This window comes from Hwangdonia lutea (assembly GCF_032814565.1).
GTDB lineage: Bacteria > Bacteroidota > Bacteroidia > Flavobacteriales > Flavobacteriaceae > Hwangdonia > Hwangdonia lutea.
In genome coordinates, this window is record NZ_CP136521.1 from 640,614 (window position 1) to 655,425 (window position 14,812).

Annotated in this window: 7 protein-coding genes; all 7 read right to left on the minus strand. The window is 32.5% G+C overall.

Annotated features, from left to right (window positions below; all coding sequences use genetic code 11):
- Window positions 1-81: 81 nt before the first annotated feature.
- Window positions 82-3,459 (minus strand): DEAD/DEAH box helicase family protein, encoded by a 3,378-nt coding sequence (locus tag RNZ46_RS02720; RefSeq protein ID WP_491546688.1) that lies wholly within the window; start codon window positions 3,457-3,459, stop codon window positions 82-84.
- 131 nt (window positions 3,460-3,590) lie between these two features.
- Window positions 3,591-4,151: a DUF1643 domain-containing protein gene (locus tag RNZ46_RS02725; protein ID WP_316983859.1), complete on the minus strand. Its 561-nt coding sequence runs from the start codon at window positions 4,149-4,151 to the stop codon at window positions 3,591-3,593.
- Window positions 4,136-4,867 carry a hypothetical protein gene (locus tag RNZ46_RS02730; RefSeq protein WP_316983860.1) on the minus strand — a complete coding sequence of 244 codons (732 nt, stop codon included), beginning with the start codon at window positions 4,865-4,867 and terminating at the stop codon, window positions 4,136-4,138. The genes RNZ46_RS02725 and RNZ46_RS02730 overlap by 16 nt, the downstream gene beginning before the upstream one ends.
- Before the next feature lie 14 nt (window positions 4,868-4,881).
- Window positions 4,882-6,072: a DUF3825 domain-containing protein gene (locus RNZ46_RS02735; RefSeq protein WP_316983861.1), complete on the minus strand. Its 1,191-nt coding sequence runs from the start codon at window positions 6,070-6,072 to the stop codon at window positions 4,882-4,884.
- A gap of 63 nt (window positions 6,073-6,135) precedes the next feature.
- Entirely contained in the window at window positions 6,136-7,323 is a 1,188-nt protein-coding gene (locus tag RNZ46_RS02740) for a restriction endonuclease subunit S (protein WP_316983862.1), read from the minus strand.
- Complete coding sequence (locus RNZ46_RS02745) at window positions 7,320-8,846, minus strand: type I restriction-modification system subunit M (protein WP_316983863.1); 1,527 nt, start codon at window positions 8,844-8,846, stop codon at window positions 7,320-7,322. Before RNZ46_RS02745 ends, RNZ46_RS02740 begins: the two co-directional genes overlap by 4 nt.
- Window positions 8,847-8,913: 67 nt before the next feature.
- Window positions 8,914-14,808, minus strand: a complete 5,895-nt coding sequence (locus RNZ46_RS02750) for a DEAD/DEAH box helicase (protein ID WP_316983864.1) — start codon at window positions 14,806-14,808, stop codon at window positions 8,914-8,916.
- Window positions 14,809-14,812: the final 4 nt, after the last annotated feature.

Genomic DNA, 14,812 nt, shown 5'->3' on the forward strand with positions numbered 1-14,812 from the left:
GTACAGTATTTAAGATTAATACTGCAAATATTAAACAGAATTGTGCAAGATAATTGCACAGTAAAAATAAAAATGTTGTCTTTAGGCGTTCTGCCTGTTGTTGAAGTTTTCTAAAATATTAAAAATGACATCTGCTTGTTGTTCATTAAATACACCATCAATACCTAGGGTATGGTAATTTTTGAAAGGAGAGTCATAAAGTTTTGAAGGATCAATTTTTCCGTTAGTTGACAAGAATAATTTTAATGTATCAATAAACTGAATTTGCACAGCATTTAATTGAAAATCATTGATAAAGTCTGCAAAAGCATTATCAACACTTTCAGCTGACAATCCCATAAGGGAGACAATAAATTGCACTAAATTGAAGGTCGTACCCATTTCAGATTCCACAGTTTGTTTTTCTATACCATTTGAGAATAACATCTTTTCTAAAGATTTTAATTCCTTTTTGGAAATGGCTTCTCCTTTACGAATTCTATTAATAGTTAGATTATCTTTATTGGTTCTTATAATTTCTTCTAAGCGGTGGATGTTATTTGTAAAAGGTGATGCATATATTTCAGATTTTTCACTAACATAATCTTTAGTAATTACCATATTTTCATTTAAGTAATCTTGAAAATCGGTTGTGACATATTTTTGGTCTACAGGGTCAATGTATTTTGTTAAATCTCGTATACCTTTTCTAATTTTCTCAAGATGCTTGATACCATCCAATCCCCAAAAGGTTTCATCTAATGGCAATTTAATTAATCCTTCTTTCTCCTTAATTTCAGGGATGGTTGTTTTTTTTAATAGCTTTTTTGAAATTATGGCTACTTTTGTGATTGGTATAGTTAATTTTGAAATAAACTCTGGAGCATCAGGAGTTTCCAGTCTATTTATGATAAGTGCATATAACAGCTTATCATAAAATCTAGCTAAATCGGTATCTCCCTTTTTGGGACGAATTAAGGGTGATAGAACTTCATTGATTATTTTGATGTCTTTTTTGGTAAGATGATTCCATAATTCTCGATTCTCATTGCCATAATCTAAAACCGTTTTTATATTTATTTTAACATCAAACCGTTCAGTATTTAAGTCTGCGATTTCACCATGTAATTCGTTTAATAGGCTTAAACGATATTCCTGCAATTCTATATCACTTTGGAATTTACTTTCTTTTAGATATTGAGCTAATTGTAATTTTAGGCTAAAAACTATTTCTGATAAACTTTTTTGAACAGTTGATTCAATGCCTTCTGGGTTTTCTTTAAAAAAATCAAAATTTTCACAAAGGTCAAATATTAAAAAGCGTTCCTTATCCTTTGCAATGCCAAATAAATCAGGTCTCAAACGTGAACCACGACCAATCATTTGCCAAAATTTTGAATATGATTTTACAGGTTTATAAAATACTAAATTAACACAACTAGGAGCATCAATACCTGTATCCATCATATCTACAGAAATAGCTATTTGAGGTAATCGTTCTTTTTCTTCATCACAAAAACGACGAATAAATTCTTCAGCTTTAGGCTCACCATGTGTAATAACTTTTACATAATCATTTCCAAATCTCTCTTTATCCAATTCCATAAAAATATCTTTAAGAAATTGAGCATGCTTTTTGTTTCGTGCAAAAATGATGGTTTTACCCAACTCATCTCCACCGCGCTTTTTGATTCCGTGTTTTAATAAAAAAATGAGTGTTTTTATGGTGGTATCTTTATTGAATAACCATTGATTTAGCTCGCTTGAAGAAATCCATTCGTTACCAGATGCTTGTTCTCCATCTAAAATTTCATCCTCAAACTCCTCTTTTTCTTTTTCTGATAATTCATCATATTTAATGCCTTGTCTTAAAAACTTAGTAGGCACTTCAATAGAGCGGTAGGGTACTAAATGCCTGTTTTCAACAGCTTCATCAAAGGTGTAAGCATCGGTTGGTGATTTATCTGCTAATCCAAAAACACTATAGGTATTTTTATCAATTTCCTTCTTTGGAGTTGCGGTTAAACCTAAAAATAGGGCGTCAAAATATTCAAATATTGCTTGGTATTTTTTATAAATAGAACGATGAGCTTCATCTATAATAATTAAATCAAAATGACCAACTCCATAAAAACGATGGTCGCCATCTTTTGAGCCATCAATTAAACCCATCATTGTTTGATAAGTGGAAAAAGCAAAACGAGCGTCGGGATTATCCTTTTCGATGATTAAATTGACACTAGAATGCTCTGGTAAAAATTTTACAAAATTACTTTTTGCCTGACTTACCAAACTTTTTCTATCGGCTAAAAACAGAACACGTTTTATCCAATTCGCCTCAAGTAGCATTTTACATAATGCAATAGCAGTTCTCGTTTTCCCCGTACCTGTTGCCAATACCAACAAAGCTCCCCTATTAGTGCCAATTAACTTGCCTGTTTGCTTATCGGTACCAGCAAAATGTTCAGCAATACTTTTTATTGAGCGAATTTGATAAATACGACCTGAAATAGTAGCATCAATTGCAGCAGTTCTTATATCTGCCCTATGGGTGCGGCGATACATAAGTGTTTGTAGTTCGGCTTTGGTATAAAACCCATGTACTGGTCTTGACATTTTATAAAACTGATCATCCCATAAAAAGGTTTCAAAACCGTTGGTATAATAAATAACTGGTCGACGACCGTACATTTTATCTAAAGAATCGGCATATAATTGCGCTTGATTTTCTCCCCTACTTGCACTCTCCAAGGTTTTTTTAGCTTCAACCAATGCTAAAGGCAACCCATCATCATCCCATAGCACATAGTCTACATAACCCGTTTCTGAGGTGTTGGTAGATTTTGGCATATATTGTACTTTAAATTCTTTGTCTTTTGCACCTGCTAAATCCCAACCAGCTTCTCGTAATGCCACATCTATAAAATACTTACGTGTTTCATATTCGTTACGGGGGTGTTTTACTTCATCTTGAGTGTTAGCTTCTTCTTTATTAGCATCTATTTGAGCCTGTAAAACTTTTATTTGCTTTCTGTAAAGCTCATTTTCTTTAGCTAAGTTTTCCTTTTCTTCATTAGCTATGGCTAATTGATGTTGAAAACCATCTAACTCTTTATTTAATAGCTCTTTTAAATCGCCAAATTCTTTTTTAGAAAGCGCATCCTGACCTTTTTTAGGTATCGCATCCCAATTGAAAACACCTAATTCTTGACCTTGGCTTTCGCCATAAGACTTGGCAAACCATTTGGCAAAATAAAAAAGGTATTCTATAATGGTATGTGAATCTACCTCATTTACTGGTTTATTGTGAATGGCAAGATTACCCGCCTTTTTTATTAGATGTAGTTCATTGTATAGTTTGTGATTAAATTGTTCTTTAAACTGTCGCTCGGTAAGCAAACTGTTTAAAGACGTATCATAAGGAAATACCAACTCATCATCCTGCGTATACATCCAGTTTACAGAAACTTCTAAAGCCATACGTGCGTATGCTAACGATGTTCTAGGGTCTGTTATAACAAGTTGTTCTGCTTTTAACGATCGCTCGTAAAAAACAGACCATTCTTGCTGTAAAAACTGAAAGTTTGTAACCATGTCTCTAAAATACTACTTTATCCTTTAGTTAGCATTTTTAAATAATTATTTGTATCAATTGTCTGCAACTTAATATTTTCTACAGGACCAACATATCTATTAATGCTTTGTTGGGCTGGATGAAAAGGATGATTCTCTTGGGTTAATTTAATACACCAATAATCCAAATCGTATTTTTTTAGAAGATCTAACATGATTGCAGCATACTTTTTTAAATAAGGATGCTGAATACTATTAATATTATTACCCCATGCAAGCAAAACACTTTTAAAATTAAATTCATTTGACAACATGATGCTCTCAAGCATATCAATATTCTTGGTTAATAGTGATTTGTCTTCTTCTATTGACAAATTGCAAGGGTATGGTGTTCGTTGTGGAGTTATATTCAATAGCACCCAGCCATCAAAACCATTAACAGTTGCTATTTTCTCCACATTGCTTGTTGTACCATCGTGTTTTGATGCATCAGCTGTACTAGGATTTAAACAAATTACAAGTAAATTATTTAATCCTTTTCTTCCAAGAAGATATCTAACATCCTGATCTTTTTCTGGTATGCTTAAAAATTTGTCCATTTCGTGTCTAAACTGTTAAACCCTAGCTTTGTACTTTGCAACCATTGATCCATTAGAATTCTGTTTCTTGGTGTTCCTTTTAAACCTTGACCAGAAGGAGTAAACAATTGCTTTACCTTTACATGTCTTTCGCTCAAAACCTTTTCTAAACCATATAATTCTTCCGAAAATGGACTGGTGGATTTTCTTGTAAAATAAACTTGCTTAATTTGGGGATTATAATTTATATAATCAATCAAATGTTTGGTACTCCAACTTACTTCTCCTTTTCTATTTAATTTTGCTAAATGATTATCTTTAATTAAATCATAGTGTTCATTCTCATAAAAAATATTATTACCAGCAATACAATTTATGTTTTTTTCCGGAAGAATCTCCATAATTAAATCAGCAAAACTGAGTTTATGTTTTTTCATAAAACCAAATACTTCTTTTAGAGTTGGGTTAAAATCAGGAGGATAAAACTTCCTTTGTTTTTCTATAACAGCTATTTTATTATGCTTAAAAATGTTAAATAAAATAGGCCAAAACCAATTTCTCCCATAAAAGAAATCTGCTGGATTAGCTTCATCATTAGTTAAGGGGTTGAATGTACCAATAAACAAGATCTCTGGTTTATAAGGCGTTTCAATTAGGATAGCATTCTCTGTACGGAACCCTTCCCCAAAATCTTTGTGAAAAAACTTGTGTCTGACTCCCATAACTCCAATGAACATTTTACTTTTTTTGATTACGGGTTAAGCCACTCTCTATCAGGTTTTGCTAATAACCTAGCATTGTTATATGCCCAATCTAATGGCAAAATTGTATTGGCTCTATATATTTCATTTTCTCGGGCAACAACTAATGCTAAATCAGCTCTCTCAGGCTTTTCCAAACACAAAGGCAATAGCAATTGTATTCCTCCATTATAAAACTGAGGAATTGCTGTTTTATAATTTCTACGAACTCTTTTTAGAGCACTTTCAATTGCAGAACGCAATCTTTCCATAATTTGGTCATCGGATAGAGATTTGAAAATATCTGGAAATCTATCTTCACGGTCATCTACAATGTGTTCAAAATCAGGAATTAATCTTCTATTAACATCATATAACAAGTCAGTGGGAGTTGAAAAATAATTAGCCAATTTTGGGCGTTCTTTAAAATGTGTCATTATTCGATCACTTTCTCTATCAAATTTTAAAAATTGCCACTTTTGTGACTCTAAATTTAAATAAGAATACGTAGGTGATGGCGGTCTATTTATTTCAAAATATGCAAATATCTCTTCTTGTTTAACAGTAACTAAACCAGTGTTAAATGCTGCATAACTATCAATTCCATTAAATTTGGCATATTCAATTTTATTTTCCTTAACCAATTGAATGAACGTTTGATGAACATAACTATCTAGAACAGGATGTGCACCAGTTTTTTCGTCTAGATAATCCCATTCTTCTGGTTGCGCTAAATTGGTTAAACCGTTTATTGCTTCATCCCAATTGCCAAGATAAGCAAATTTGTCTAATGGATTTCTAGTGTCAATGCAAACTACATTTTCAGCACTTAAGCGAGTTCCATCATCCGATGGTGTCAATTCAACAGTAAAACCTTCTCTTATTTTTTTAAAACCATATTGACCAACTACTTGAGAGTGATGAAACCAATAATCTTTTGAATTTGCTTCAATCCATCCCCAACCATCAGTCATTTGGTATTCTTTAATTTTTCCTCTGACCCTTTTTTTTAATCTTTTTACCTTAATGGCGTTTAATCCCTTTTCTGTTTCTTTTGGTTCAAATTCCACTTCTTCTCCTTCGTATAAAACTTTAAAGTTTCCTTCTACCTCTGAATTATGTACAAAATGCTCTTTTAAGTTTTCATCTAAAACTTTACCAAACCCTCTTTGGAGATTAAAAAATGATACCTTTCCTTTCATATTGAGAATAATTTAAAATTGAATTACAAATATATAAGTGTCATATGTAATATAATTGCATAGCTATAACAACTCGCCCCTAAACGCCTTTTGTAATAAGCAATTAAATAAATCTTCACTTTCTTTTAATTCTTGTTTTGCTAGTATTTTTTGTTGTTCTATTAATTTTAATTTTTCTGTAAACTTTTTTTGTAGTTCTATAGGTGGATAAATTATTGGGAATTCTTCTAAATGATTTTTATTTAATTGCCTTTTATCTATTCCTCCAACGCACACCCTACGTATATGTTCACGATATTCGTTGGTTGTTAGAATAAATAAGACATACTCATTGATAACATTTTTCTTAAGCCTAATTAAATAAACGTGTCCATTAACATTTGCTTTATCATCCTCACCTAAGTACATTGCCGCCCTACCTAAACTGCTGTTTTCCGTATTTATTCTGCCTGTTTTGGTCATTAAAATGTCTCCATTTTTTAAACTGCTATTTTTCATTTTATCATGAGTGGCTTTATCAATATAAGCAACATCGTCAAGTAGTAAGTTGTTTTTCCACACATTCTGGCTTCTAAAGAAAGTTATTCCTTCATCTACATAAACTTTACTGCCTCCTTTGGGTGTATTTCCACTTCCTATGTTGGTTGATAACTCTTTTAGTTTATGAACCTTCCAACCTTTTTGATTGGCAACTGGGTCTCCAAAAATATCTAAAAAAATAGATTTTGCTAAAGCATTATATTCAATTAAAAGATGTTCCGTTTTATCCCTTAAATTTGCAGCACTTTCTAGAATTTCAGCAATTTGTTTCTGGATTGTAAGAGGTAGCAAAGGAATTTTTAAGTTATTAATGTCTTCTAACCGAATACTAGGATATGCCGAATCCAAAATTAATTTTGATGGCTTAAACCAAGAAAGAAATTTAGCAAGAAAGAGGGCGTCGAAAGTCTTGTTTGGTAAAACGGCTGCCAAATGGCTAACGTAACAGGTTTCTTCTTCCGTAATATATATTCTATTTTTTGTAGCACTCATGCCGCTTTTAGCAAATAAAATACTGTTTTTTGGAAGTCTTTTTAATCTTTTCTCTTTAATTATATCATCTGATACTTTTGGTAAAGAACATAATTTCCCTCCATTTGTCAATTCTTCTAAATGACCGGCCCTAATAAAGGGTAAACCTTCATTTGAAAATTTTTTTGGCGCAGCTTGACCTGCAGTAACTTTAGCAATATCACCTAACCTAACAATCATAACTTATTTAATTTTTCAATTAAAAGAGCTCTCTCTTTATCCAATTTTAATATTCTCTTCAAAATCACTTGAGGTTTGTCATATTCTGTTTCCTCATAAACAATTTCTTTATATCGATTAATGGACAAATCCCAGTCGTTTTTTCGTATTTCTTTAAAAGGCACTAAAAAAGATTGTTCGGTGCGAGCCCTCTTATCTTCGTAACGTTTTGGATACCGCGCTAGAATATCTGGCAGATTAAACTTCTTATGCAAGTTCTGTTGGTCTTCTGTTGACTCTTTTGCAAAAGTTTCACCAAAAGAAAAGGCATCAAATACATCTTCTTCTACTAAAAGATTTCTTTTATCATCTAAGCTTTTTCCATCGGCCAACATGTCATAAAACCATACATTATCTGTGCCACCAGAGCCTGTCTTTGTGAAGATCATTATAGCAGTACTTACCCCTGCATAAGGTTTAAATACTCCAGAAGGCAAAGATATTATAGCTTCTAATTTATTGTTGCATACAACTTCTTCTCGAATACTTTTATGTGCTTTGCTATTACCAAACAACACACCATCCGGTACAATAACAGCTGCTCGTCCACCCGTTTTTAATTGACGTAAAATTAGGGCTAAAAACAACAATTCTGTTTTTGTAGTATCTGTTACGTTCTTTAAACCTGGAGCAATACTTTCTTTGTCTATAGTACCTTTAAATGGTGGGTTTGCTAAAACTAGTGTATAGGCATTTGTAACCTTATTATCTTTACTTACCGCATCAACATCTATAATATTAGGTTCTTCTACTCCATGTAAATAGAGGTTCATAGAAGCAATACGTAACATGGTTGCATCAAACTCGGTACCGTTAAACATGGTTTTGTTAATATGGTCTGCATGTTTATCTAGTACAGTAACCTCATAATGTTTGTCTATATATTCTTTAGCAGCCACCAAAAAACCCGCTGTACCTGCTGATGGGTCGCAAATGATATCATCAATTTTTGGTTGCATAAGTTCTACCATCATTTTAATAATGTGACGCGGCGTACGGAACTGTCCCGCAGTACCACCACCTTCTAACTTTGATAATAGATATTCGTAAATATCACCTTTAGTATCTTGGTTAGACATATCTATACGTTCCAGTTTTTCCATTACCTGATCTAACACCGCAGGTTTAGAAATTCCAAAGGTTGCCCCTTGCATGTACGTACTAAACAAGCTTTTTTCTTTACCTAAGGAGCGGATAAATGGAAAAACACCATCTACTGTATTACTAAACACATTATGACGTGCGTTTACGTCCATTTCTTTTAAATTCTTCCAACGGAAATCTTTTTGGTTATCTCCAAAAATAGGCGTGTATTTAAATCCTCGTTTTGCTTTAAGCTCGTTTCGGGTTTCAGTTTCATCTAAATCTTTAATAAATATGAGATATGTTAATTGTTCTACTATTGTTATTGTGTTTGAAATACCTCCTGTCCAAAAGGTATTCCATATTTGGTCTATTTGGGATTTTAATTGTCCTGTGATCATTTGTAATTTTATTAGTTTATCAATGCAAATAAAACAATTTGTTATGCAATCTATTTACATAGTTGTATTAATCTTCAATATTTATATTGTAGATAATATCGTAACCTACATCTTTTCGTATTTCAAATACTTGGTCTTCCATCTTCATCTCATTAGAAGTCAATCTTTCTACTGGCTTTAACCCATGAGCAATACCCCCATCAATTCTTATACTGAAAGAAATCTCATTGGATGTGAACTTAAAATATCTATAATGCGGTAATCTCTCTTCTTCTATAAAGTCTATCTTAAAATCATAATTGTTTGAAAGTTCTTTAAGATCATACACATAATCATCGAGCTCTTTGTAATTATGAATTATATACTCTGGATAATTAGGCCCTCTAAAATCTGATTTGGCGAGATGTACATTTAGTTCTGAAACCTTAATAGGCCATAGCTTTTTAATCTGATTAATGAATTGTAGCATTAATCGCAATGAAAATTCAGATTGATTATACTTATCAAAGTAAACTACTTTAAATATTTGATTTGATATTCTAGATATAAAATCTTGAGCGTTATTAAGGTTAGTTATCATTAGTTTAGCAACGTCGTTACTTTGACTATTTCTTGGTAAACTACCTTTAATTCTGGATTCAAATAAATTCCATGAGGCCAAATCTGGAATTATAATATCAGAGTAATTTTCCAATTTAGTATTTTCAACTTTAAAGAATTTTTCTTTTATACCAAAAGTCCATTTCTCATTTAAACCGTCATAATTCCCTTTTGAAATATAACTTAATGTATTATCGTTTTGAAGTGTTATTGATAAATGAATAGGATAGTCTAGAATGGTATTTTTATTACCATGTCTTAAATTGAAATTATGAGATAATAAATATGCAGTTAGTTTTTCTTGGTTATTAGCAAAGACAATGTCGCCTTCAATCACCAAATTGATTCCGATTCTATCTCTCTTTAAATTATTTATCCAACTTATTCTCTCTAAGTCCCACTCTGTAATCTTACTATTAACATGTATATTAATTTCTTTTATTTCATATTGATATTTGAGAATGTTGATTTCATCATGAAGGGATCCAAAGACCAAGCTTACTTTATCACTTTCATGTTGTAATTCTTTTGGTAGTTGATTATCCATAGTAGAACGCAACCATTCTATTGCAATAAAACGATTTAGGTCTTCAATATGCCATTGGGTGCCACGATCTATTAGACATTTAGTACAAGCTGTCTGGCAATCACAACTATCTAAAACATTTAAAGCAAGTTTCAGAATTTTTTCTGCGAATAATCTAAATTGAGAAGCATAACCTGCGCCCCCTTTTGCAGTATCATAAATAAATATGGTTTGGTAGCCATTATATTGTTTAATACCAAAACCTAATTCTGTTTCTTCAATGGCTAGATACTCTGCTAAAGATTTAGTAAAAATCACACCTAGTGTATAGGCTAGTTTTTTATCACTAACAAAAGATTGGATTCTATTCTTTAAGCGGATTTCTGTAAAATCTGTCTTAAATCTGTTACCTAAAATAATATGTTCTCTTACGTTTTGAGTTGTACAGATACTTTCACCATTACTATCTCGTCCACCTCTTAACCGTCTATGTCCTTCTAGTTGCTGTCTAGAGTTTCCGACTTTACCACAATCTAGGCACAAACTGTAACCTTCGCCTTCGCCTGTATTATAAAATAGTATTTGTGTTTCCTTTTCACTCGAACTTGTCCTAAAATCAATGAAACGATTTTGGTTGACATTCCAGGGTTCAATATTTAGAAGAAGCGGTTCTAAATATTGAGGTTTACTCTTTTCTGAAACGACTCTTGTAGGTATACTATATAAATCAATAGAGAACCCTGCGGGCTCAATGAGCTCAGTGAAAGAGCCTTTATGCTCTCCCAGGTCTAACCCTTGGAAAGAACTGACACCATTACATTTAGGACAATTATCTTCTATGTTTTCTTGAAGGTCAACAGTACGTTGATATCCACAGTTTTTACACCCTTGTATAACATTTCTGTCTGCAGACTGCCCCCAGATATTCTTCATAATTATACCCGAAGATTTATAATTAAGTCCATCAATTAGAATATTGTTACCTGGTGCAAACTCAGTAAGTGCTCTAGCAATAGGGTAACTTGGGTTTGACTTTAACTTGCCTTTATTGTTTTGTAAGTCAGACAATGTGATTTTTTCAAAATCTACAATTCCTGTGGGTAACCCAGCATTTGGTAAAAAACTTTCTTCAGCTAAATAATTGAGAACAAATTTCTGTAAAAACTGACCTTTTCTATAACTTATCGCTTTGTATGCCGGACTTGCATCTCCAAACTGCTTTTTTAATTCTTCAAGTTTTCTATCATAACCATCTCTTTGAGTTCTAATTCGACCGATTATATTCTTAAAATTATCTGAAACCATGGAGATGAGTTCTTCTGGGCTGGCATCAGACAAAGGTGTATTATTAACGATGTATTCTAATTGTTTCTTGAATACATTTGCATCTATACTTTCCAACCAGTTTAGAAAGTTATGAGCTATAGTAGGCGAATCCTCATAAAAGAACTTTTCAATATTTTCTTTTACATTGAGTCCTCTGTTTTCATTTCCTTGGTGTCTAATAAATATTCCAAACAATAAAGAATTTACGTGTCTCTCTACAATATTCTTACTATCAAAAGCTAGAATTGGTGGAGCTATTTTGTGTTCTAAAGCCCATTTAGGATTGTTCATTGTACGCAGTCCAATTGGATTAGGTGCGCAAAAAGTTAGTGCTAAAGATTTATTTTCTGCACGACGACCAGCTCGACCAGTTCTTTGTAAATAGTTTGCAGGCATAGGTGGTACATTACTCATCACTACGGCAGATATTCCACCTATATCAACACCCATTTCCATAGTTGTAGAACAGCTCAAGATGTTTATTTCTCCATTTTCGAATTGCTCTTCTAACTCTTTGAGTCGCTTTTTATCTTGTTGTGCTGAATGTTCTCCTGCTAGATATAGTTTGTCATAATCAAATATGCGTTCATGTAAATCATTCCACAACCCCTTATTTCTAGCCTCTTGGCTATTTTCTTTTAACCAAGCGTTAACTGTTTCTATATAAATAGTTTCATTATTTTCATCCTTGTGATAAGGATGTGAGTAAGATGGGAATTGATGATTTTTACTAATGTCTATTTTATAATTATTGATATTACTAGGTTCTAAATTTCCTTTAATTAAAGGGGAATATCCTCTAAAAACCTTATCAACCAACCTCTTAGTTACCGGACATAAAAACTCTTGACCAGCTATTTCAAATTGAGTACTTTCTAGGAAATCAAGTTTATATCCGTCTCCATCGGCAGTTAGTATTTTTTGTTGTAAAGTTCTCCATATTTTCTCTAATAACTCATTAAGTTGATCTTCTCTAACCTCTGTTATGTCACCTCTGTCGTGCCAGCCTAATCCTGCGCAAATCAATAAAACCAAACGTGACTGAGCAATAGAATTTGGATTGTATAATCTCCATTTTTTTGCATTGACAATTTCGGTGTTTGATGGATATATTAATTCAGATCGATAGAACTTAGACGTGAATAATCGCATTGAATCGTCAAAAGAGAAATTGAAATTGTATCGAATAATGTAATCTGCTGAGACTTTCAGTAGAGCTTGCCATTCCTCATTAATAATTCCAAGTTTGGTTGCTATTTCTGGCAGTATCACATTATCCAAATTTGGATATACCACATTAACTAATCCTAAATTTTCAAGCGATCTTTCCCTTGGTATTCTGCGTGCAAACTGATCATATAGTAAAGACTTTGCATATATCACATTTTCAGTTGCCAGATTATTGCCTCTAGCCCCTTTTTTAAAAAGTGTTTTAAAATCATTTTTTTCTTTTATATGATCTATAATCTCTTTCCAACAAGTCCTACTATTGGATAATGAGTCTTTGTTTCCTGAGGTTAATCTAAAATTTATTTCTTCAATTTCTTTTTGAATTTTACTTTTCATAAAGGCAGGTGCCTCTTCCAACTGCTTTACATACATAGCCCTTGCTTGTAAAAGCTCATCATTAGTAGCTATTACTTGATTTTCTTTTAACTTTTTAAGCAAATAATGATATACCTGATATCGTATCCAATCACTTTCGCTATCTATATTTATTAGTGCGGAAATCTTGGCAGTTCCTTGTCTACTATCTGTAAATGAAATATACTTTCTTCCTTTGTATAAGGTTTTAGTAGTTTGATTACTTATGACCTCTGTTTGGTCTAAAACAATGTCGGATAAGATTCTATTCGTAAATGCAGATGAAATTCTAAAATGAATAGGATTGTCATTTTGATTACCACAATGTGGACATCGACTCTCATCGGACATTAAAAAATCTTCTCCAAGATGATTAATAGTACTATCTAAGTTAATACTACATGGTAATAAAGGATTGTTCAGATCAATATGTTCTTTTCTCACAAGTCTTACCATGCGGTTGTCGACTTTTATCATGCTTTCATCTTCCTCACCCTTATCTTCGTTTTCTATGCTAAATGCCTCATAACCAACTGTTGCTTTTTGAGTGATTTTATCTTTATATCTTTCTCCTTCTAACATCATATTACCACAGCTTCTGCAGGCGATAAGTTCTAATAGAGGGTATTTACAAGAAGAACAATTTTTACCCGATATAGTATACATTGTACCTAATGCCTTATTTGGTTTTTGAGCTTTATGTTTATCACACTTAGTATTGGTACAAACGTAAACACCCCCAATTCCTCTCGTGAAAAAATGACCCCGAACAGGAAGTAGATTTTCTCCATTTACCTTGTGTTCTGCGAGTGTATCAATTACTTCTAATTGATCCAGCCTATTATGAATGTGCAGGTACTGTCCAATTTCACTTTGAGTAATGCCTTTATTGTTTAAAAATTTATCTCTAAGTAGTTTGATGTTATTCTGAGATAGTGTTTGAGATAATTGAGGAATATCTTCATCCGCTATTTGATTATTAACTCGCTTACCCGTAACTACTTCAATTTGATCTACCGAAATACCACAAAGATCAGACATAAATTTTTTAAGTGTTTCTATATTGTCACTCCCTACAGTAGCAGAAGTTATGGCGAATCTCAAATCTTTTATATCTACTTCAAAGGCAGAAACAACACGCCTTATAAGTAATGCCATTTCCGCTGCTTTAGAACCAGTAAGTGTATGTGCTTCATCTAATAAAATCCAGCGTAATGATCCTTTTGATTTTTCTAGTATTGGAACATCAGCATTACGAACCAACATATATTCTAGCATTGTAGGATTCGTAAACAAAATCTGTGGTGGTGTTTCTCTTATTTGCTCTCTTGAGATTAGTTCTGGTAGTGCATTCTTCTTTTTGTCTTTACTATTCTCTTTATTGGCTGTATCACCAGTTAGCAATGCATACTTTACACCATCTAAAGCCGAACACCAAGCGTGCATTCTCTTTCTTTGACTAGCAATTAAAGCATTTAAAGGATACAAAAAAATAGCGTTAATACCTTCTTTATTTTTGCTGTTTTGATGAATATCGTGAATTACTGGAAGCATAAAACATTCTGTTTTACCAGAACCAGTTCCTGTAGTAACCGCAATTGATTTATTCTTATCAAGTAACATTTTCCAGCTTATAAGCTGGTGTTTATATGGTTTACGATCTTTAGGAAATCTAAAATCGTCGTCTTTAATTTTATCTAAGGCATTAATAAACTCTTGTTTAAAAATAGTTGATGTTTGACCAAAAGTTAATTGATCTTGTTCCCAAGGAAATGTATTCTGGAAAACGGCATCTGCCATAATGGGCTCTTGAGATAATAAGAATTTAAAGTAGTCTTGCATTTCTTTATCACCAGTAGCCCAAAGCGATAATATAGCATCATTCAATCTATTCTCTGTTTTATTATAAAATTCTTTAAAATTCATAGAT